Annotated in this window: 13 protein-coding genes; 4 read left to right on the top strand and 9 right to left on the bottom strand. The window is 44.4% G+C overall.

Annotation, left to right across the window (positions count from 1 at the left end):
* Positions 1-40: 40 nt before the first annotated feature.
* The gene (gene mutS, locus I6E86_RS00835) at positions 41-3,184 is read right to left on the bottom strand and encodes a DNA mismatch repair protein MutS (RefSeq protein ID WP_197174667.1); all 3,144 of its coding nucleotides are present in this window, start codon (positions 3,182-3,184) and stop codon (positions 41-43) included.
* Positions 3,185-3,454: 270 nt separating this feature from the next.
* Here mutS and secA point away from each other — a divergent pair, with 270 nt between their 5' ends.
* Both secA and I6E86_RS00825 read left to right on the top strand, forming a co-directional pair.
* Complete coding sequence (secA, locus tag I6E86_RS00830; protein ID WP_197174666.1) at positions 3,455-6,250, top strand: preprotein translocase subunit SecA; 2,796 nt, start codon at positions 3,455-3,457, stop codon at positions 6,248-6,250.
* 220 nt (positions 6,251-6,470) lie between these two features.
* Complete coding sequence (locus I6E86_RS00825) at positions 6,471-6,752, top strand: hypothetical protein (protein WP_197174665.1); 282 nt, start codon at positions 6,471-6,473, stop codon at positions 6,750-6,752.
* Between the two features lie 47 nt (positions 6,753-6,799).
* Here the strand turns inward: I6E86_RS00825 and I6E86_RS00820 are convergent, their stop codons facing one another.
* The 7 genes from I6E86_RS00820 to I6E86_RS00790 all read right to left on the bottom strand — a co-directional run bounded on the left by I6E86_RS00820 (position 6,800) and on the right by I6E86_RS00790 (position 14,175).
* On the bottom strand, positions 6,800-7,348 hold the full coding sequence (locus I6E86_RS00820; protein WP_197174664.1) for an IS630 family transposase: 549 nt from the start codon (positions 7,346-7,348) through the stop codon (positions 6,800-6,802).
* Complete coding sequence (locus tag I6E86_RS00815) at positions 7,299-7,595, bottom strand: IS630 transposase-related protein (protein ID WP_320158509.1); 297 nt, start codon at positions 7,593-7,595, stop codon at positions 7,299-7,301. Before I6E86_RS00815 ends, I6E86_RS00820 begins: the two co-directional genes overlap by 50 nt.
* 340 nt (positions 7,596-7,935) lie before the next feature.
* Entirely contained in the window at positions 7,936-8,511 is a 576-nt protein-coding gene (locus tag I6E86_RS00810) for a YsnF/AvaK domain-containing protein (protein ID WP_197174662.1), read from the bottom strand.
* 265 nt (positions 8,512-8,776) lie between these two features.
* Positions 8,777-9,625, bottom strand: a complete 849-nt coding sequence (locus I6E86_RS00805; RefSeq protein ID WP_197174661.1) for a DUF2382 domain-containing protein — start codon at positions 9,623-9,625, stop codon at positions 8,777-8,779.
* 411 nt (positions 9,626-10,036) lie between these two features.
* On the bottom strand, positions 10,037-11,218 hold the full coding sequence (locus I6E86_RS00800) for a thiolase family protein (protein ID WP_197174660.1): 1,182 nt from the start codon (positions 11,216-11,218) through the stop codon (positions 10,037-10,039).
* 354 nt (positions 11,219-11,572) lie between these two features.
* Positions 11,573-12,931 carry a homoserine dehydrogenase gene (locus tag I6E86_RS00795; protein ID WP_197174659.1) on the bottom strand — a complete coding sequence of 453 codons (1,359 nt, stop codon included), beginning with the start codon at positions 12,929-12,931 and terminating at the stop codon, positions 11,573-11,575.
* Between the two features lie 389 nt (positions 12,932-13,320).
* Entirely contained in the window at positions 13,321-14,175 is an 855-nt protein-coding gene (locus I6E86_RS00790) for a DsbC family protein (protein ID WP_197174658.1), read from the bottom strand.
* 406 nt (positions 14,176-14,581) lie between these two features.
* On the opposite strand from I6E86_RS00790, the gene I6E86_RS00785 reads away from it, so the two are divergent.
* Positions 14,582-15,511, top strand: coding sequence for a DUF808 domain-containing protein (locus tag I6E86_RS00785; protein ID WP_197174657.1), 930 nt, complete (start codon positions 14,582-14,584; stop codon positions 15,509-15,511).
* Between the two features lie 131 nt (positions 15,512-15,642).
* On the opposite strand, the gene I6E86_RS00780 is transcribed toward I6E86_RS00785, so the two are convergent.
* The gene (locus tag I6E86_RS00780; protein WP_197174656.1) at positions 15,643-19,926 is read right to left on the bottom strand and encodes an Rne/Rng family ribonuclease; all 4,284 of its coding nucleotides are present in this window, start codon (positions 19,924-19,926) and stop codon (positions 15,643-15,645) included.
* Between the two features lie 1,202 nt (positions 19,927-21,128).
* On the opposite strand from I6E86_RS00780, the gene I6E86_RS00775 reads away from it, so the two are divergent.
* Positions 21,129-22,139 (top strand): RluA family pseudouridine synthase, encoded by a 1,011-nt coding sequence (locus tag I6E86_RS00775; protein ID WP_194363595.1) that lies wholly within the window; start codon positions 21,129-21,131, stop codon positions 22,137-22,139.
* The last annotated feature ends 63 nt before the right edge of the window (positions 22,140-22,202 follow it).

Raw genomic sequence — 22,202 nt, 5'->3', positions numbered from 1 at the left:
CTCGTATTTTAGCGCCTTTACGACGGTTTGACAATTCTCTTTAATGACTCATGATCTTTTTCAGATGATACAGTAAATCATGTGCTTGCTTGGGCGTTAAGCTATCAGGATCGATAGTACTTAGCTCATCTTGCAGACTAAATAATTGATTTTGTTCTGAAATATCGTAGTTTTTCTGGATTTCATTAACATTGATAGTATCTGATACTTGGCCATTATCTTGTCCGTTATATAGAGAGGCTAATTGCCGTTTATCCGTTACTGACTTAGCTAATTCATTTTTATCATCAATGATTTTTGTGTTTTTAGCTGTAATCGCGTCTATATTTAAATGATTGACCAAGTAGCGTTTGGCATCATCCAGCACTTGCGTGGGAATACCTGCCATTTTTGCGACATGTAGCCCAAAGCTGGAGCTTGCTGCGCCTTCTTTTATTTGATGAAGTAATAATAATTGACCATCGATTTCACTGGCGGCGACGTGGACGTTACGAATGCTAGCGTGATGAGTTTCACCGTTCTCTGTTAAGTCTTCGGCCAATTGGGTCAGCTCAAAATAATGGGTGGCAAATAATGTCAGGCAACCAATCTCCATCAAGCGATTGACACAAGCATGGGCAATGGCGAGACCATCAGTGGTCGCTGTACCTCGCCCGACTTCGTCCATCAGTACCAATGATTTACTGGTGGCTTGATTCAAGATATTAGCCGTCTCGATCATCTCCACCATGAATGTAGATTTGCCACCTGCCAAATCATCGGCTGAGCCAATACGCGTAAAGATACGATCAATATCACCGATATGTGCATGCTCAGCTGGCACAAAACTGCCGCAATGAGCCAATAGAACTATCAGTGCCGTTTGGCGCATATAGGTGGATTTGCCACCCATATTAGGCCCAGTAATCATCAATAGTCGCTCAGGGCTTTCGAGACTGCCTAGCGCACAATCATTAGCGACAAAGTGGCTCTTGTGCGTGGTATTCATAGCCTTTGCATTCGTATTAGCAGGATTTAATGCCGCTTCGACCACCACGTGACGACCTTGACGAATATCAATGCTGGTTTCATTGGCTATCGACTCATCTTTATCTTTTGCCTCATAACCCATGATTGGACGCTGCCAATGATAAGTCGTCGCAAGCTGTGCCCAGTTGCTTAGTACGTCTATTTGGGCGATAGCTGCACTCAGCTGTTGTAGTTCAGCTAAGTTTTTGTTTAACTGGTTTAGTAGTTCTTGATACAGTTGCTTTTCACGGGCTAAAGCCAAAGACTGTGCGCTTAGGTATTCTGTCTCGACGTCTTTTAGCTCATCAGTGATGAAACGCTCACTACTTTTCAGTGTTTGCCGACGGATAAAGTGAGCAGGCGCATTTTTTGCTTGCATCTTGGGCAGCTCAAAGTAAAAGCCGCTGACTTTATTAAAACCTACTTTTAAACTGGGCAGTTGGCTATCTTGACGGGCGCGCTCAACCATCTCATCTAGCGTCGATTGGATATTGTCATGCAGATGGGTAAGACGATCGAACTCATCATCATAGCCTGCGGCTAACATACCACCATCACGAATGTGTGCGGGCGGCTCAATGACAATGGCACGCTCAATCAACTCGGCTACCGATTGGACGGCAGAGAGCTGAGCAGGTAATTGCTGCATGAGCATTGGTAATAATCCAGCCTGTTCATGACTGATACCTGACTCGTTGAGTAGGGTGGTAATCTGCGCGCTACTGGCAATCCCGTCGGCGAGTTTACGTAAGTCACGAGGCTTGGCGCTCATTAGCCCGATACGACTACTGATTCGTTCGATATCGCCGATGGTATTGAGGGTGTCGCGTAGATTTGTGACTAACGATCTATATGTTAAGTCTGCATCCGATTCGGTTGCCGACTGCTCCGTATGTAATAGCTTACTGATTGCATCCAAGCGCATGTTGATACGTGAATGCTGACGCAGTGGGCGCTTCATTTGCTGTACCAGTAGTCGCTTGCCCATGGGTGTCTGACAGTGGTTGAGTACAGATATCAATGAGGTGCCGCTATTACTAACAGGCGTAAACAGTTCAAGATTTTGTTGGCTATTGGCATCGATAATGAGGTAGTCATCGCTGTACTCGACAATGAGCTGATTGACCTGTGGCACATGACGCTGCTGGGTTTGGCGTGCATAGTGAATGAGCGCTGCACAACTAGATTGTGCCAGTGGTGCGTTATGAATTCCTAATCCATCAAGGCGTTGAACTTCGAACTGCTGACAAAGCGTGTCGCTGGCATGCTCGCGATGAAAGTCATTTGCCGCGACTTCTATGATAGGGCAGTCTAGATTTTGACGCAGCCACAGCAGCCACTCTGCATCAGTACCGCCAATATCACTGATACTATCGTTAAGTGCTTCACTAATGATGCATTCACTAGGAGCAAAGCGCGCCAACACGGTGAGCATTTGGGCTTGCAGCTCTTTAATATCATCACTGCTGGTAAGCAAGGTCTGTGTCGTCAGCGTGCCAGCTGCCAAGTCCAGTTGACTGATAGCCGCTTGCATGGGTTGTTTGCTATTTGCCTTAGGCATGGCAATATCAATGGCGACGACCGTAGGCGTATGATTGGGCGCAATTAATGCATCGTCAGTAATGGTTCCCGCTGTAAGTGTTTTGACCACTTCGCGGCGCATAATGCCAGCACCAGATTTGCTCTTGTCTTTCTTTTGCTTATCGCCCATCGCAGGGATATTGGGTTTATCACTCGTACTGTCAGTAGCTGATTCATCTATCTGCTCACAGACGACCACCGTTTGCCCAGCAGCGATCAAGCGTGCCATATAGCTATCGGCAGCATGAAATGGAACTCCTGCCATGGCAATCATGTTACCTGATTTATCTGTACCACGGCGAGTCAAAGTGATATCTAGTATCTGTGCGGCACGCTTGGCATCATCAAAAAACAGCTCATAAAAATCGCCCATCCTATACAGCAGCAGTGCTTGTGGATAGTTGGCTTTCATGGTCAGGTATTGCACCATCATCGGCGTATGATCTGCTAAGTGATAGACGGTATTGCCGACATTTAAGCGATCAGAGCTGTCTTGTTTTGACATAGCACTGTTTAAAAAAGTACCGTTCGAAACAGTATCGTTTGATGGCACAGGATTAGCGTTGCTATTTTGAATGGACGGCTTGACGGTCATGCAGAGTCTCTTTTGGTACTTAGATAGGGTTTTATCAATATAATATCTTGAGGTTAACTGCACTATTTTAACACGTCTTACAGCGTTTTTAGGGCGACAAATATCTACTCGCTGCCCTTGTATCCATCAGCGCCATAACCATATATAATGACGGCACACTTAATTGGGCGATACTAAATTAGGTAGTACTTAGTCGGGTGATGACAAGGCAAAGAGCTACGCTTTGGCTAATGCGCACTAATTATCGAATATTCCATAGGTCAAAAAATTATGTTATCAAAGATTATAGGCAGTGTGGTTGGCACCAAAAATGACCGCGAATTAAAACGCATGCGTAAAGTGGTCAGCAAGATCAACGCACGAGAGGCTGAAATACAAGCCTTGTCTGATGAGCAACTACAACAAAAAACTGAAGAATTTAAAGCACGCCATCAAAAAGGCGAAAGCTTAGATGCGCTATTGCCAGAGGCGTTTGCCGTCTGCCGCGAAGCATCATTACGTGTCAATGGTATGCGTCACTATGATGTGCAGCTGATCGGTGGTATCACTCTGCACGAAGGCAAAATCGCTGAGATGAAAACTGGTGAAGGTAAAACCCTGATGGGAACCTTGGCCATGTATCTGAACGCGATCAGTGGTAAAGGCGTGCATTTGGTCACGGTCAATGATTATTTGGCAGCGCGTGATGCTGAATTGAACCGTCCATTATTTGGATTTTTGGGTATGACTGTTGGGGTGGTTTACTCACAGCAGCCACCATTAGAGAAAATCGCAGCCTATCAAGCAGACATTACCTATGGTACCAATAACGAATACGGCTTTGATTATCTGCGCGACAACATGGTTTTTAGTCTAAAAGAGAAAAAACAGCGTCCGCTAAACTTCTGTATTATTGATGAGATTGACTCAATCTTGATTGATGAAGCTCGTACGCCACTGATTATTTCAGGTCAAGCTGAAGATTCATCACGCATGTATGCGCTTATCAACACCATTATTCCTGTGCTGATACGTTCAAAGGACGAAGAAGCAAACAAGAACAATGAAGAAGAAGATTTCTGGATTGATGAAAAAAATCGCCAGATTGAGATCAGCGAAAAAGGCTATGAAAAAATTGAGCGCTTCCTAATCGAAGTGGGCGAGCTGGGCGAAAACGAAAGCTTATATAGCCCAAGTCGTTTGCCACTATTGGCACACGTTCAAGCGGCCATTCGTGCGCACCATGTGTTTGTCAAAAACGTTCACTATATCGTCGATGAAGGCGAAGTGGTCATCGTTGATGAAAACACTGGTCGTACCATGCCGGGTCGTCGCTGGTCAGAAGGGCTACATCAAGCAGTCGAAGCCAAAGAAAACGTCGAGATTCAAGCAGAAAACCAAACGCTTGCGACAACGACATTCCAGAATTTTTTCCGTCTGTATGACAAACTGTCTGGTATGACCGGTACGGCTGATACCGAAGCGGCAGAATTCAAATCGACGTATGATTTGGATGTCATTGTCATTCCAACGCATGAGCCGATTGCTCGTATCGATATGGATGACCAGATTTTCTTAACCAAGTTAGGAAAATACAAAGGCATCATTCGCGAGATTAAAGACATCCAAGCCAAAGGTGCGCCAGTACTGGTTGGTACAGCGACGATTGAGGCTAGTGAAGAGCTGTCTTATCTGCTCGATCAAGAGGGCGTGAAGCATAATGTCCTAAATGCCAAGCAGCATGAGCGTGAAGCCGAAATCATCGCACAGGCAGGTAGCCCAAAATCTGTCACCATTGCCACCAACATGGCAGGTCGTGGTACGGATATTATCCTAGGTGGTAACTGGCAGTCATTTATCGAAGACATTGATTCGGTCAGTCCAGAAGAGATGCAGCGTCTAAAAGCGCAATGGCAAATCAAGCATGACCAAGTCGTGGCGGCTGGCGGTCTACACATTATTGGTTCTGAGCGTCATGAATCACGCCGTATCGATAACCAGTTACGTGGTCGTGCTGGTCGTCAAGGCGATCCTGGTATGTCGCGCTTTTTCTTATCGCTTGAAGACGACCTGATGCGTATTTTTGCAGGCGATCGTGTGGTCAACATGATGCGTGCCATGGGTCTAAAAGAAGATGAAGCCATCGAACATAAAATGGTGTCCAAATCTATTGAGAATGCTCAAGGCAAAGTAGAGAGTCGCGATTTTGATGCCCGTAAAAATCTGCTCAAATATGATGATGTTGCCAACGAGCAGCGTAAAGTCATCTATGGACAGCGTGATGACCTATTGGCTGAGATGGATTTATTAAAAGCCATTGAGACTATGCATCATGAAATCTATACTGCCCTGATCAACCAGTTTATTCCGCCAGGCTCTATCGATGACCAATGGAATGTCGATGGGTTAGAGGACGAGCTAGAAGATGAGTTTAAGATACCGATGCCGATCAATGATTGGCTAGATGAAGATCGTCGTCTAGACGAAGAAGGACTGCGCGAAAAAATCATCCAAACCGCTGTCGCGCGTTATCATGAGCGCCGTGAACAAATGGGTGAAAAAGATGCTGCACAGCTTGAGCGTCACTTTATGCTACAGAGCCTAGACAAGCACTGGAAAGAGCATTTAACCCAGATGGATCAGCTGCGTAAAGGTATCCATCTGCGCGGCTATGCACAGAAAAATCCTGAGCAAGAGTACAAGCGTGAGTCGTTTGAATTGTTTCAGATGATGTTAGGGGCGATTAAGTCTGAGACCGTACAAGATCTGTCACGTGTACATATTCCAACCAAAGAAGAGCTAGAAGCGTTGGAAATACAGCAGCGTGAGAATGCAGCACATATGCAAATGCAGTTTGAGCATGATGATGTGGATAATTTGGACAGTGGTGCGAACCGTTCAGCTGCTCAGCCAAACCCACAGACTAGAGGTATCAATAGCGGTATCGCCGCGGCTGGCGTGAATACGGGTATATCAGGTAGTGGCGCTAATGAGCCGAATCCATATGCAGGTATGAATATCAGTCGCAACGCCGCTTGTCCTTGTGGATCAGGTCTCAAATACAAACAATGCCATGGTAAAATCTAGTTTTTATTGCCATCAGTTTGTACTTATAAGCTGAGAAGAATATAAAAGCCCTTGTCTATTTTAGATAAGGGCTTTTTACCTTCATCGAACGATCTTTTTAGAAAAAGAATATACGCCTATAAAATATACAAACCTGTTATATTGATTGCTTACAAATTCAGCATAGGCGTGAATTTATGGACACGCTATAGTGTTCAACATATTTATTTTGGAGAGTGTCATGAGTTTAGCGTCGTTAAAACAGCTACGTACCTCCGTAGCGTTGGTAGGGTTCCTTGCTGGTGCGTTAACGCTCAGCGCTTGTCAGCAGTCAGAAACGGAGTCAGGGTCAGAAGAGGGTGCTAGTACCGAAGAGGTTGTACCAATGTCAGCTGAACCGGCTGAACCCAATGATATCATCGTCAATACTGAAGACACGACAGTCAATGAAGTAGCGGACGATGAAGTAGTAAGTGATGAAGTAGTAAGCGATGAGGTAGAAGGCGACACAGTGGCTCAGTAGATGGTAGCGAGACGCAAAGGTCTTATCTATACACTCCTGAACTATAGTCAGTTCAAAATAAAACTGTTATGGTCAGGACAAATATCATAAAATAATTTAGATAAGTCATTTTGCATCCAACCTTGGCGTAGAAACTTCACCTGTGCCCATTTCTTTTCGATAGGTTTCAAGTCTGGGCTGTACGGCGGCAGCCAAAGCATACGATGACCATGCCTGTTCAGTAATTTTTGGATACGTCTACTTTTGTGAAACCGAGCGTTATCCATGACAATCACGCATTTTGTTTTAAGACTTGGGATCAGTGTTTGTTTGCACCAATCGTAGAAAATGCTGCTGTTAATGTTGTGCTCAAAGTAATCCAGCGCAAACAGCATTTTCTCATAAAGAGCACCAATTACATTGGTTCGCTTTTTACCTTGCCAGTTGTAGCTATCAATACAAGGTTTGCCTATCGGTGCATAGCCATAAGGACGAATAGTTTCAGCCTCAAAGCCACTTTCGTCCATATACACAATGGGATAGCCTTGCTGCGTAAAGCTATTAAGCTTACTGTGATATATCGCTCTTTTTATCGGACACGCTTTTGGATGTTCCAAGGTCTTTTTTTTGACTGATACCAAGGCGCTTTAAGGCATGATAAATGCCTGTTTTACTACAGTTTAAACGACGTGCTCGCTCATACTGGTAATCATCAGGATATTCTTTGACATCATTAAGTAGCACGTCATCAGGTATTTTATAGGGTTTGGTTTGCCTTGTGGTTTTGCTATGAACACGTCTCTTCCAGTTTTGTATGGTGGTTGGGCTGAGATTATAGAAAATAGCAGCTTCAGCAAAGGTCATACCGTCATCTATACTTTTAAGAACTTGTTTACGAAAATCTAATGAGTAAGTCATGGTCTTTATAATAACAATTAAGATTGATAATTAGTTTATAACAATTTTAAGTGGGCCTTGCTATAAAGGTCAGCACGACTTAAACCAATAAACAGTAATGACCATGCGATAAGCAAAAAAAAGCAACGCGAGTATCACGTTGCTTTTTTATATCTGTACTATTTTATATCAGCGCCATTCTATATCGGTGCCATCTTATATCTATACCATGATGAAATATTCAATAGCTCAACATTTTCTAATAATTATGTGAATAGTTATGTGCTCAGTTTAATCAACCTCTCATCTACTCTGGTGGAGTCACGTCTTTACCGCGCGACCCATGCGCTAGAAACCCTTCTTCAGTCACATCTAGCTCCTCGTGCTTGAGCTCTACTTGGATGCTATCCGTATGTACGTGCGTGCTTTTATCAATATCAATTTCTTGAATGACATAAGTGTCTTTAGTGATGGTGGCTACTTGGCGTGACACCACGATTTCGATAGGATCGTCGCCGACTTCTATTTGTTTGCCATTGATGGTCACGACAGCTTTGCTATCTAATGATGGCTCGACATGGCGTAATATGTCTTTTTCGTCATAATCACCAGAGAGTAAGTCTTGACTCTCCGCATCATGATAGTCAGTGCGAATGGTGATGTATTCTTCGACAAGCTCAATTGGGACATTTATGGTCTTAGTACGGGCATGTTTGGTGACTGTTACTTTACCAACATCCAATCGCTCTTTATTAATGACGGGACGCTCTTCTAACAGTTCGAGATGGCCAATATTGACCATATTTTTTGTTTGGTGACGCGATGCGTCTTGTTCATTAATTAAGCTATTTTGAGGCAGATTATTTTCTTTATTGATGCTCATGGTTATCTCCTGATAATTATAAAACGTTGGATCATCAAAGCTAAAAACGTCATACAACTAAATGCCTGATTCTCTATCTCTACTATAGACCATTTACTCAAACTACTCATACAAAAAAGACCAGAGACATGCCCTGATCTTAATCTAATAAATAAATGCGTTTAGCTAAATATCAACTAGCTAATAAATACCGTCACACTTGCTAATAATCTTACGCTAATGGTCTAAAAAATATCTCCTATTAGAAATGTGACGTATGAGCATATTACATACCGCGAGCGTGGCGTACATCTTCAGCAGTGATGTCATTACGGTCTACGATATTACCTTCACGATCAACTACATGACCATCATCATTGACATCTAATTCTTCACGTTGAATAGTTTCAATGATGGTCTCAGTATGGCGTTCAGTTGTTTTACCAACATTGACTTCTTCTGATACGTAGGTCTCTTTACCGACTCGGGCGCGTTCAGCTTGTAATTCAACTTCGATCGCTTCATTACCGTTCACATCACCGATACGACGATCTGTTGGACGATCTACATTGGTACGCTGGATATTGGCATGTTCCTCTTCAAGCTCAACATCGACGTTGCGCTCTTCAGTGACTACATGCTTACCGACTTTGACGAGACCTGCTACGATACGATCTTTATTAACAGTGAGACGCTCTTCTAGTAGTTCTAACGTATTTGGTGCGTCATAGGCATGATCTGCAATTTCCATACGTTCTGTGGCAGGAACGATATCAGATGAGAATGCTTGACGGTCTTTTTCGTACTGATCTTTGTAGCTGTATTGATAATCATGATCGTAGACTTCCATTGCTTCGACCTGTCCTTTAGTCAAACTATCAAAGAACACATCATCACCAACGATACGTGCTAATCCTGCTGGTACCAATACTTCTTTTGAGCTAAACCAGCCACCTGCATCAACGATGAGGTAACGAATGCGACCAGTGGTATCTTCTACCAAAGCCCCATCAATTTTACCGATTTTTTCTTCATTGACACCGTAAGCTGTTTTGTTTGTTGGATCATAATAGTCATCACCGATTAGGTCATGGTGTGTTGCTTGGATATCTTTTAAACGAATTAGTTGGCTCATTATTGTCTTCCTTTTTGTGAGTTAATTACTTTTAATTATAATATTTAGTAGTTGTTTTTGAATATCTGGAAATAAAGTAAATCGAGTGCTAAACGATGTAGACAGTCTTTGCATCAACTTGTGGCTATCCTAACATCATGATTCTGAGTGATATATATGAGCAAGGTAGCGAAGTGTGCACTTGGCGTAATTACGTGTAATAGGCTGTAAGCGCTATAACAGAGAGAGGGGTATAAGATGACGCAGCTTTACAAAGAGAAATATTGAACGATTGTTTCCTACGATTAGACACAAAAAAACCGCAAAGCAAAAAGCCATGCGGTTTTTAAATAGATACTAACTATCAGATTGTCATCGAATATTTTGCACATTGTCTTTCTTTAAAACAATATGCTCAGAATCTATAGATATTCAAGGCAATTCAATAGCGACTGCTACTGCTTCACCACCACCGATACATAGCGTGGCGACGCCTTTTTTGCCACCAGTACGTTTGAGAGAGTTGATGAGTGTGATAAGAATACGGGCACCAGAACAGCCGACTGGATGACCAAGGGCACAAGCACCGCCTTCGACGTTTACTTTGGCATGATCGATTTTTAACTCGTCCATAGCGGCCATCGTGACCATAGCAAATGCTTCATTGATTTCCCATAGATCAACATCTGCCACAGACCAACCTGCACCTGCTAATACTTTTTCGATTGCGCCAATGGGAGCAATGGTGAACTCACTTGGGTGACGTGAGTTTGAGGCAGTCGCAATGATGCGGGCTTGATAATCCAAACCTTCCGCTTTCGCTTGTGATTCTTTCATCACGACAACAGCAGCAGCACCATCAGAGATTGAGCTAGCATTTGCTGCCGTAATCGTACCCTCTTTTGCAAACGCAGGACGCAGAGTAGGGATGCGATCGGCATTGGCAAGGGCTGGTTGCTCATCAGTATCAACAGTCTGATCACCTTTACGAGTTTTAAACGTAACAGCTTCGATCTCGTCTGCGAAGTGACCATCTTTGATAGCAGTCAGAGCACGGTTCAATGACTCAATGGCGAACTCATCCATTTGCTCACGGGTATAGCCTTTTTCATCTGCCATTTCTTGTGCAAACATGCCCATGAGTTTACCAGTTTCAGCATCCTCTAGACCGTCTAAGAACATATGATCTTTGACTTCTTTGTGACCCATGCGGTAGCCGCCACGTGACCCTGGCATCAGATAAGGCGCATTAGTCATTGATTCCATACCACCTGCGACAGCCACATTGAAGCTACCCGCTTTGATACCATCATGTGCTTGCATGACTGCTTTTAGACCTGAGCCGCAAAGCTTATTGATCGTCACAGCGCCAGTTGCGTCAGACAGTCCTGCTTTACGCATTGCTTGACGGGCAGGGCCTTGACCCAAACCTGCGGTCAAGATACAACCCATGATGACTTCATCAATGTTATCAGCGCTAACGCCAGAACGTTCGACAGCGGCTTTGATTGCAGCAGCACCAAGGTCTGTGGCGCTCATGTCTTTTAGGACACCTTGAAAACCGCCCATTGGTGTACGAGCGCTGTTTAAGATTACAATTGCATCATTTGACATCGTTATTATTCCTTTTCACGTATTTTAAATAAAAGTGTTTTATTTTGATTAGGGCGTGTTGAACATTCAAATGTGGTGCTGGCAGTGACTATTTTTTAGACAATATGCAGTGAAATTTTTGAAGCCTAGTCATTCTAGGTTAAACAATTTCGCCATATATTGGCAAAAAAGAGTACTGCCCTGAAAGGCTGATGCTAAAGTCACCCCAAACGTTGTTGTAAGCCTAGCTAAGGTCTCGACATTATCGTCGGCTTGCGCCTAGTTTGGTGCAATTTTAACAATCAGCAGCCCTAATATTTGAATGTTCAACACGCCCTAAGGTCAAACGCTCGTTGGCCGCCAAGCTTGTTTTAACTATGCCAGCTCATCTAAGCGAATGCGTACTACTTTATCAGTAATAGTCTCTAGTTTTTCGATTTTTTCAATCGCCAGATTCATCTGGCTTTCGACCACAGGTAGCGTCAATATAATGACAGGTACTTGACCCACTTTATGGGCAGGCTTTTGCAAAATAGCGTCGATATTGATACCAGCATCGCTCAAGATACGAGTGATATCCGCAAGTACACCTGGATTGTCACTAGCATGTACACGTAAGTAGTATCCAGTGATCATCTGCTCAGCACGCAATATCGGCGTGTCTGATAGCTGTTCGGGGATAAAAGCAAGATGCGGCACATGATGGCCATGGTTGTTTTGATTGCTGTTGCCTTGATCGTCACAGTCGGTATTGCCTAGGACGCGGACCAAATCCATGACATCAGCCATCACCGCAGAAGCAGTTGCACCAGCGCCTGCACCATCGCCGCAATACAGCGTTTGTCCAAGTGGGTGTGAGTTGACCAATACCGCATTCTTTACGCCATTGACGTTAGCAAGCAACGCGTCTTGCGGAATCAGCGTTGGGTGTACGCGCAGCTCGATACCAGCGTCATCAGCATTGCCTTGACCATCACGGCGTACTGCAAACCCTAGATGCTTGATACGGTAACCAAGCTCTTCGGCATAGTTGACGTCTTGTAGCGTGATACCAGTGATACCTTCACAGTATACTTTATCAAACTGTAGCGGAATGCCAAACGCAATCGAGGCAAGTAGTGCCAGTTTATGAGCAGCATCGATACCTTCGACATCGAAAGTGGGATCAGCCTCTGCATAACCTAACTCTTGCGCTTCGCTTAATACATCAGCAAATGGGCGACCTTTGTCACGCATTTCGGTCATGATAAAGTTACCAGTACCGTTGATGATGCCAGCCAGCCAATCAATTTTATTGGCAGCCAGTGCTTCACGCATTACCTTAATAATTGGAATGCCACCTGCCACTGCTGCTTCATAAGCGACATGGACGTTGTTTTTTTCAGCAAATGCAAAGATCTCATTACCATGCTCAGCGAGTAGAGCCTTATTTGCCGTGACCACATGCTTGCCGTTTTTAATGGCTTGCATAATGATGTCTTTGGCTAAGGTGGTACCACCAATCACTTCGATAACAATATCGACATTATCGCTTGCGGCAATTGCCATCAGATCGCTGTTTTGCATGATATTGGCATCAATATCATCACGCTGACGACGCGTACCCACTTCGGTAATAATAATGTCGCGTCCGCTACGGCGTTTTAGCTCATCTAAATTGTCATTGATCAGATTGATCACGCCCGTTCCGACGGTGCCCAGACCAAGTATCGCTAGTTTGATGGAATTACTCACAGTATCCTCAAGAGGTTAAATATAATGAAGCCAGTAAAATGCTGTGACAGTGTGACATGAGTCTGCGGCATCAAACAGAATATCTGTGCGCATTGTCTGGTCCTGCCTGCTTATCTGCTTCATCATAGTTGAATAAAAAAAGCTCAAATAAAAGGGGTATTGCTCATGTTGCATTGCGCTTTATCGTATCATACCGACAAGGCGTTGTGACGTCTACACAATGTCATAAAGGCCAATGCTATAAAGACAACATCATCAAGGTTATATCAGCTTGCGATGATAGAAAAGCGGTAGCTTCAATCTTGTTTGGCATATGCATATGTCATTTATGTTTGGTTGCTGATATTAGTCACTCTAATATGAGTCACTAATATTGATAACTCAAATTATTAATTAGCGCCTACTGCTTGTGCCAATTCGGCTGCAGGTAGATAGCCGCCAACTTGCTGTCCAGTTTCTGTAAAGACCGCAGGCGTACCGCGCACACCAAGTTTTGAGCCCAATGCCATGTGAGCTTGTACAGGGTTGGCACAGCTAGGCGCTTGTACATTGGCACCGATTTTTGCTTGATCCATCGCAGCTTTACGATCCTGACTACACCAGATAGCTTCCATCTTTGGTACCGATTCTTGGCTACGTGGCCATGCCAGATAACGAACCTCGATACCGCGTGCATTGATATCATCCATTTCTGAATGTAGTTTGCGGCAGTAACCACAGTCAGCATCGGTAAACGCATATATGACGGCTTTGGTCGCGCCTTTTGCTGGATAAATCACCATGTCTTTTTTATCGACGGCCTTTAGCGCTTCTTGTGCTGTACTAGCAACCAATGCGGCACTGATATCAACTGGGGCGGCATCACCCACAGCGATGATCTGACCTTGAATAATATGCTTACCAGCTTTATCCGTAAAGAAAGAAGGCAGACCTTCAGCGGTCACCCAATAAATGCCATCCATATCTGTCGGTACGGCCGAAATAATGGTTTCCTCGATACCAGAGGCCTTTAGATTCGCCTGTAAGTCCTTCACCACGGTTGCATCATTACCAGCTGAGGTCTTAGTAGGAGTGGCTTTAGTCGGGGCTGCGTTGACAACACTGGTATTACTGGTTGCATCGGCGGCATTGTTTGAGCAGCCAGCAGCAATACCAACCAGTAGCGCACTCATCATAAAACGAGATAAAACAGTACGAGAAAGAGGGTTACGCAAGGTGGTATTTTTGATCGTGGGGAACGGCATACGGGTTTCCTATAGGCATCGCGCCTAATCATGAGTTCATTATAAAAAAGCGCTAGAAACTTTTTTATATAGTAATGTGTCTTGGCAACGTTTTAAAGGTCTAACAGTGAAGACGTTTGTATAACTTATTGATAATAAAAGGTGAAGAGTCATCTTCTCTATATTACCATATTTATGTCAACTGACAGCTCAAGTACATCATCCAATAAATGTAGATACTGCCAACTTTAAAGAATAGCTATCAATACAAATTCAGAAAATAAGATACATTTGTACTATGTAATATATAGGCTTGCCCTTGTAATCTAATGCTAACAGCATATTTTTTATAACAATTTGAATAAAATGCTTTGTTTTGATTATTTGAGAACGACTTACTTTAACAAATTTGCTTTAAGGAGCACACATGGCAGGTGCCAGTTTATTAACTCTACTTGATGATATCAGTGTGATATTGGATGACGTATCCGTCATGACCAAAGTCGCTGCTAAAAAAACCGCTGGCGTATTGGGCGATGATTTGGCGCTAAATGCTGAGCAAGTGACTGGTGTTAAAGCCAATCGAGAGCTACCAGTCGTTTGGGCGGTCGCCAAAGGCTCGTTCGTCAATAAGCTCATTCTAGTGCCAGCCGCGCTGCTGATCAGTGCAATATATCCGCCACTCGTTACTTTTCTACTGATGTGTGGCGGTTTGTTCTTGGTTTATGAAGGTGCCGAAAAAGTCATACATCGTTTTTGGCCACATGCATTGCCTCACGATGAAGAGCAGAACGCACGCCGCAAAGCCAATGCGGATGAAACGATAGATTTGGTCGCCTTTGAAAAAGAAAAAATTAAGGGCGCAATACGTACCGATTTTATCTTATCCGCTGAGATCATTGTGATTGCCTTAGGGGCAACGGCAGGGGCGACGCTGTTAGAACGCAGTCTGGTATTATCTATCCTAGCGATCGGTATTACGATTGGTATTTATGGTTTGGTCGCGGGCATCGTCAAGATCGATGATGCAGGTTTGCATTTGATGGAGCAGGATGGTGCGTTTAAACAAAAACTGGGCAAGTTTATGTTTGCCGCTGCACCCAAGCTAATGAAGTTTTTATCCATTGCGGGTACGTTGGCAATGTTCTTGGTAGGTGGTGGTATTTTAGTACATGGCATTGGCTTCTTGCATCATGGTGTCGAGGACTTGGCAGGTTTGACAGGTATATTTGAAAGTCTGACGACGACCTTGCTTAATGGTGTTATTGGTTTTGTTATCGGTGCAGCAGTCGTGGCACTATTAACGGTTATTAATAAAATGCGTGGCAAAGATGATACAGCTTCTTCTGCACATTAAAATGATAGTTTTTGAGCACTATTTGCTTGACAAATAAAGCGCTAGTTCTATCTGTCTCGACATAAAAAACCCCAAAGCTGCTAGCAGCTTTGGGGTTTTTGTTTGCACTCTTAATGATGAGCTTTCAATAACTAGCTTTCGCTGTCTGACTCATCAGAGGCTAGCTTTTCAGCTTGGGTGGGTTTTTTGTGCTCTGTCTTAGGTTTACGGCTGCGAGCCTTAGGCACTTTTGGCGTCGTCAAATTGAACATACCAGTTTGCGGCAGCAGTTGCTCAGCCACATTTTCGATCATGTTCTTATAACTGGCGATGGTAGTCTTTGACTTTGCTGCCTGACTCTCTTCCTTATTCGGTTGCTCTAAGGTAGAGTCAATTGCTGGCTCGGCCTCTTCTACATTCGCCTGTGGCATGTCACTCGCCTCAACATCTACCTGCTTGGTAGCTGATTGCGCTTGTTCAACTTCTAGCAATTGCTCGCTATCAGCACTGACATCGTCTGCTTGTGCTTGATTGACCAGTGCACTGGCTTCCACAACATAAGCGTCTAGTTCACTATCAGTTGGCTCAGAGTCCACTGCTGATTCTGCACTCATTTCAGCATCTTGTGTTGCAGGTACGCTCAAGACCGCTGGTTCCTGATAGTCAGGATGCTGGCCACGCGGATCATTGGCAGCACGCTTACTGACAGTAGGTAATTCAACGTCTGTTTTACCTTGAGCCGCTGCGAACTGACTGACGGCTTGCGTCATCGTTTCAAAGCGTGCGAGATAATCATCCGCCAATGGCTGATAGCCATAGTTGCTAAAGTCAAAGCTCTCACTCGCAGCATCATCGTTGTCACTGACCACACTTTGAGTATCATCAGTCGTTTGCGTTTGGTCTTTATGCAAGGCAATCGCCGCGATGAAGCAATTAATAACGCCCTCAGTTTCCAAGCGAGTTTGCGCATCTGGCAATGTTGCGCGGATAAACGTGCCAACACTACTGCCAATGGCTGCCATTTTCACAGTCGGTTGTGATTCAACTTTAGCAGCTTGCGTTGTCTGCAATTGCTGACTACGAATCACGCGTGGATCGTTACTAGCTTGACCGAACTTCTCTGCAGTTACATAGCGTGTGCCAAACAATGCCTCGCGTGTCAGCTTAAGTGTTGAGCTACTGGTATTGCTGGCATCAACAGCCTTGGTATTGCTGTCATCGGCCTGAGCACTGACAGCATCACTGACTTTACTAGCCTGGTCTGGACTGCTTTTCTCTACGCTCTGACTAGCAATGCCTTTGTTTGAACTGCTTTCGTCTGCAGTTGCTACTTCCGGCTGTTGCGCTGTCGCAGTAGTAACGTTTGTATCAGTCGCTACTGACGGTACGTTATCTGAAGGCTTGTCTGCATCAAGGTCAGCACTGTTCGCAGAGGCTGCTGGCGCGTCTACCGACGGTTTTTCGTCAGCAGTGTTTTGCTCACGCTTAGATGCCTCGTTTTGTACTTGCTGGTCTGCAACTTCTTTGACCTCGCTGGTTTTTACTTCACTAGCTTTCACGTCAGGAGTTTTTACAGCACTTCTTTCCTGCTCAAACTGTTTGTTAGCGCTTTGCTCATCAGCATTAGTCTTTTGAGCAGGATGCGGCGCAGGGCGATCTTTCGAGCGCTCGTTTTTTGCCACATCGTTTGCTGTATTCTGCTTTTCAGTCGCCTGCGGTTTTGCTTGCGTAGACTTGCTATCATCTAAAGATAAATGCACAACTTCGGACGGCTTTAGCTGAGTCGGTGCTTCATTGACCTGAAGTACGACTTCGTTAGGGTCTTGACTACGGCGCGAGCTAGATTGATTTTTGCTATTGGCTGCATCATGGCTTCTAGCTTGCTGCTGCTTGCCTTGCTTGACACTGTCTGCTGTCAGCGTCTCACCGCGCTCTAGCTTGCCGCGTGAGCCACGTTGGCTATGCGATTTACGCTTAGCACGCGTTTGCTCATCGGTTTTAGCGCTGTCTTGGTTGTCAGCTTCATTACGCTCGCTTGTGTTGCGACTGCTATCCTGACGATTGGTGTCTTGACGGTTGTTGCGATTGCGATCGTTTGTGCGTCTATTATCCTGTTGACGCTTGTCTTGCTGACGTTGGTCTTGAGTATCAGACGATTTGTCATCAGTAGTGTTTGAAGTAGTGATCGTGGCACTGTCATCAACAGTATTATCTATCTCATCAGTTGCGTCTTTTCTTGGGCGCGGTTTAGAAGATCTAGATTTACGCGGTTTGCGTCTTCTTCTGTCTTCACTGCTACCCTCATCAGCATCGCCGTCGTTATTGCGACGTGCCTGTTGGCGATTGTTCTGATTGTCTGACTGCTGGCTGTCATTTTTTTGATTGCCAGTTGATTGGGCAGGGCTGTCGTTGCTTGTAGCTGTATTGTTTGAGCCTGCGCTATTGAGCGCATTGCTATCCACTTGACCGAATGAGCCTAGGCTTTGCGCGCCAGTATTTACCAGTGCTTCAATCGCTTCGGCGGCATCACGACTACTAACGTTAGGTGTCGTTGTGGCTTGCGGTGCTTGCGCAAACAGATTAGACAACCAAGCGACAGCTTGTGGCTGGGCAGGCGCTTGAGCGCTTTGCGGTTGCGTCGCTACTGGTGCAGCAACACTCTGAGTGTTATTTACTTGCGGTGCTTGCACAGGCGCTGCTGCATCGGCGCTTTTATGGTTGCTATGATTGTTATGAGTGCGACGATCATTGCTATGATTAACAGTGCTGTTTTGCGAGGCTACTGTGGTGCTCTGCTGCGTGCTTGCAGGGCTATTTGGTTTGCTACTATTATCGTTCGACTGCTGGCGTGGTTGGCGAGTAGGCTGCTGTTCTGGGCGCTCTTTTTCAGCCGTTTGCCAGTCAACATTGTAGCCAAGATCGCTGTGCTCTTGTTCTTGAGCATCAGTGATACGCTCATAGCTCGATGGGGCAAAGCCATCACGGTTAAAGTGCAGCTTGAAGTTTGGTGATTCTAAATGAGCATGCGGCAAAATGGTAATACGCGTGCCACTGTCTTGCTCAAGATAAACCAAGCTGTCACGTTTTTCATTTAATAGGAAGGCTGCGATATCAGTCGGTACTTCTGCTTGTACTTCACCTTGACGCTCTTTTAGGGCGATTTGTTCAATCTGACGCATAATCGATAGCGACAACGAACGCAGGTCACGAATCATGCCATTGCCATGGCAACGTGGGCAGATATAACCCGTTGACTCTTCTAGTGAAGGACGTAGACGCTGACGGCTCATCTCCATCAAGCCGAATTTAGAAATATCACCAAACTGCACACGTGCACGGTCATATTTGGTGGCATCAATCAGACGCTTTTCGACTTCTTTTTGATGCTTATTATCATTCATGTCGATGAAATCAATGACGATTAAACCACCCATATCACGCAGACGTAGTTGACGGGCAATCTCGTCAGCAGCTTCTAGGTTGGTGTGATAAGCGGTCTCAGCAACGTCTGAGCCTTTAGTCGATTTGGCTGAGTTGATGTCGATAGAGACCAATGCTTCGGTCTGATCGATCACGATTGAGCCGCCTGATGGCAGACGAACTTCACGCTGATAGGCAGTTTCGATTTGTTTTTCGATATTAAAGCGCGAAAACATCGGCTCGTAATCGGTGTATTTACGCAATTTTTCCGCTTGCTTTGGCATCACAGCATCGATAAAGCCAGCGGCTTCGATATAAGCGTTTTCGTTGTCGATCCAAATCTCAGCGATATCATCACGCAGGTAATCACGAACAGCACGTGTGACAACGCCTGCTTCTTGATGAACCAAGCGCGGTGATGGATACTTTTGGTTCTGTTCTTGAATGGCCTGCCAGATGTTAAGCAAATGGTTCAAATCATGTTGTAAGTCTTCTTGAGTTTTACCAATGCCAGCAGTACGAATGATAACGCTCATGCCTTTTGGTAAATCAAGATTACCCAGCATACGCTTCATATCTTCGCGCAGTTTACCCGAGATTTGACGTGAGATGCCGCCACCACGAGGGTTGTTTGGCATCAATACCAGATAGCGACCAGCCAATGATACATAAGTTGATAGGGCAGCGCCTTTGTTACCACGCTCTTCCTTTTCGACTTGGACGATTAGCTCGTCGCCTTCTTTGATCAGTTTTTTGATGTTTTCATCACGTGGATTGCCGCTTAGGTATTCAGCAGAGATTTCACGAATCGGCAAGAAACCCTGACGCTGAGAGCCATATTCAACAAATACCGCTTCAAGCGATGGCTCGACACGGGTCACATGACCTTTGTAGATATTGGATTTTTTTTGTTCGCGGGTACGGTTTTCTAGATCGAAATCGTATAAATGATTGCCTTTACATAAGGCGACACGAATCTCTTCGTTTTGAGTGGCGTTGATTAAAATGCGTTTCATATTTATATCCTATGAGTACGCATAACAACGATAAAACAGTCTTTTAGATCAAGGTACAGTGGCAAGTATGGCTAATTCGATATTAGCAGTTGCAGATGTTAGTTAACGATAGAACGTAAATCGTGGGTCTCATAAAGCACGTGGGCTTTTTCAATGGCTTTTTTACCTGAAGCTGTCAGCGAGGACAACATGGATATAAACAGTATAGGTTGTAAGGCTATAGTACTCATACTTTATCATCAATAAACTCGGTACATATATGAATGTATCAGCGTATCGAGGCTCTCTTATAGTCAGTACATTCTATTGGTAGTGATTGTCAGCAAACGTTGTAAGCGCCTGCGACGGTCAATTACGGGTCTAAAAAATACTGATATTAAAAAAGCATGGTGCTGCTTTTGTTCATCCATCAAAGTCTAACAATAATATCGCGGTCATGATGGCTATATATAATAGCGTCATTCAGCGATTTTTTACTCAGGTAAAGCGATTGCTGATTCTGTATTTATCGTTCTTTATATAACGTCAATAATATCTTGGGTATTTCAAGGTTAGGTATCGCAGCTTGGTTATCAGCGGGGCGTACTTGGCAAACAGAGTAAGGGGCCAGCTTGTCAGCATGGTATTACAGTCACCTTTTTATCATCATCTGTTTGACCACCAATACTTAGGCAGCTATCGAGTTACTTTTCGATCCTAACGCTAAACTACCCATACTTGCTCAACTATGCTGGCGTAAAAGACCATCAGATAAGTAATCATTAAATAATGAACAGTTATCAAATAAAGTCGTTGTCATGCGATGAGTGAGTCAATGTTATGTTGTAATCGGTCAATAAGCTGATTTATTATCAGAGTTATTAACGCGATGGTATCTAGTGTCACTATTTATTTTATGGCACCGAAAAAATCAGTACAGTTTTTTAAATTATGAGGCTATCTTTGGTCAGTAATACCTTTTTTAGGTAGTAGCTTTGAATAGACAGTACACTCAAAATCAGATGAAACGTGTCATGTCAGCAGGGTAGATAGAGAAAACCGCTTTACTCGGCATCAGTAAAAAACTGACAAGTGATAAAATGGTGGTCAACTATTTGGAACAACAATGATTATTGTTGTAACCTCTGCTTAATTGTCGCTCAACATGCTAAACTATAACAAATCTTTGTGTAAATACCTAACTAAAAATGACAAACTCAAAAATGACTGACGACGCTCCTACCCATGAAGCCCCTGCTATTTTTAATAGCAAAACACGCCCGCAAAGCGCTGACGATGAGATTAGTAACTTCGGCAAGGTGAACTACCTTGAAGTGACACGCCATCAGCACGACCAGCGTTTGGATAACTTTTTGCTGAACCGCTTAAAGGGTTTACCAAAACCGCATATCTACAAAATGATTCGCTCAGATGAGATACGCGTCAACAATAAGCGCTGCAAAGCACACGATAGAGTGCAGCGTGAAGACGTCGTGCGTATCGCACCAGTGGTGCTTGCCACCCGCGAAAAGCCAATCATTAGCACTGAGTTTGCCAAAAGCTTGCTCGCTCGTGTGGTCTATGAAGACGATGGATTACTCGTGTTAAACAAACCCTCTGGTATCGCTGTCCACGGCGGTAGTGGTTTGGACTTTGGCGTGATTGAAGCCATGCGTGAAGTGACGGGTAAAAAATACCTAGAACTGATACATCGCATTGATAAAGACACATCAGGTCTGCTAATGATTTCCAAAAAACGCTCAACGCTCAAAGTGTTGCAGCAGCATTTGGTAGATAAAACCATTCAGAAGCACTATCTGTGTCTGGCAAAAGGACAACCGACGCTTAATGAGCAGCGTATCGATGCGTCATTGCTACGTTATACCGTCGCTAGTGGTGAACGCCGCGTCAAAGTAGATGCGCAAGACCCACAATCCAAAGAAAGCCAGACAGACATCGTCGTTCACGGTCGTTTTACGATTGCAGATCAGCCAGTGAGTTTGATTGAAGCCAAGCCGTTAACTGGTCGTACGCATCAAATCCGTGTGCATTTGGCTCATATCGGTCATGCTATCTTGGGCGATGATAAATACAACGTTCATGACAAATCAGGCGTTCATCGCCTGTGCCTACACGCGTGGCGCTTAGATATTCCAGGCTACAAGACCATCACTGCGCCATTGCCAGAAGAGATGGCAGATTGGTTACCAGAGACCATTAAACTGCCTGAATAGGTTTTCAAATAGAGGTTGTAATAGCGCCTTTGTGTTATCCCTAAACGTCACGGTGGCTCATTG

The organism is Psychrobacter sp. SWN149, from assembly GCF_015864565.1.
Classification (GTDB): domain Bacteria; phylum Pseudomonadota; class Gammaproteobacteria; order Pseudomonadales; family Moraxellaceae; genus Psychrobacter.
The sequence above is the reverse complement of the archived record's forward strand: the minus strand, read 5'-3'. Positions and strand labels throughout refer to the sequence as shown.

What these genes read in the sequence shown, in the direction of transcription:
- I6E86_RS00825 (WP_197174665.1), top strand. Translation starts at nt 6,471, where the DNA reads ATGAGTTTAGCGTCGTTAAAACAGCTACGTACCTCCGTAGCGTTGGTA.
- secA (WP_197174666.1), top strand. Translation starts at nt 3,455, where the DNA reads ATGTTATCAAAGATTATAGGCAGTGTGGTTGGCACCAAAAATGACCGC.
- I6E86_RS00815 (WP_320158509.1), bottom strand. Translation starts at nt 7,595, where the DNA reads ATGACCTTTGCTGAAGCTGCTATTTTCTATAATCTCAGCCCAACCACC.
- I6E86_RS00780 (WP_197174656.1), bottom strand. Translation starts at nt 19,926, where the DNA reads ATGAAACGCATTTTAATCAACGCCACTCAAAACGAAGAGATTCGTGTC.
- I6E86_RS00785 (WP_197174657.1), top strand. Translation starts at nt 14,582, where the DNA reads ATGGCAGGTGCCAGTTTATTAACTCTACTTGATGATATCAGTGTGATA.
- I6E86_RS00775 (WP_194363595.1), top strand. Translation starts at nt 21,129, where the DNA reads ATGACTGACGACGCTCCTACCCATGAAGCCCCTGCTATTTTTAATAGC.
- I6E86_RS00810 (WP_197174662.1), bottom strand. Translation starts at nt 8,511, where the DNA reads ATGAGCATCAATAAAGAAAATAATCTGCCTCAAAATAGCTTAATTAAT.
- I6E86_RS00800 (WP_197174660.1), bottom strand. Translation starts at nt 11,218, where the DNA reads ATGTCAAATGATGCAATTGTAATCTTAAACAGCGCTCGTACACCAATG.
- mutS (WP_197174667.1), bottom strand. Translation starts at nt 3,184, where the DNA reads ATGACCGTCAAGCCGTCCATTCAAAATAGCAACGCTAATCCTGTGCCA.
- I6E86_RS00790 (WP_197174658.1), bottom strand. Translation starts at nt 14,175, where the DNA reads ATGCCGTTCCCCACGATCAAAAATACCACCTTGCGTAACCCTCTTTCT.
- I6E86_RS00805 (WP_197174661.1), bottom strand. Translation starts at nt 9,625, where the DNA reads ATGAGCCAACTAATTCGTTTAAAAGATATCCAAGCAACACACCATGAC.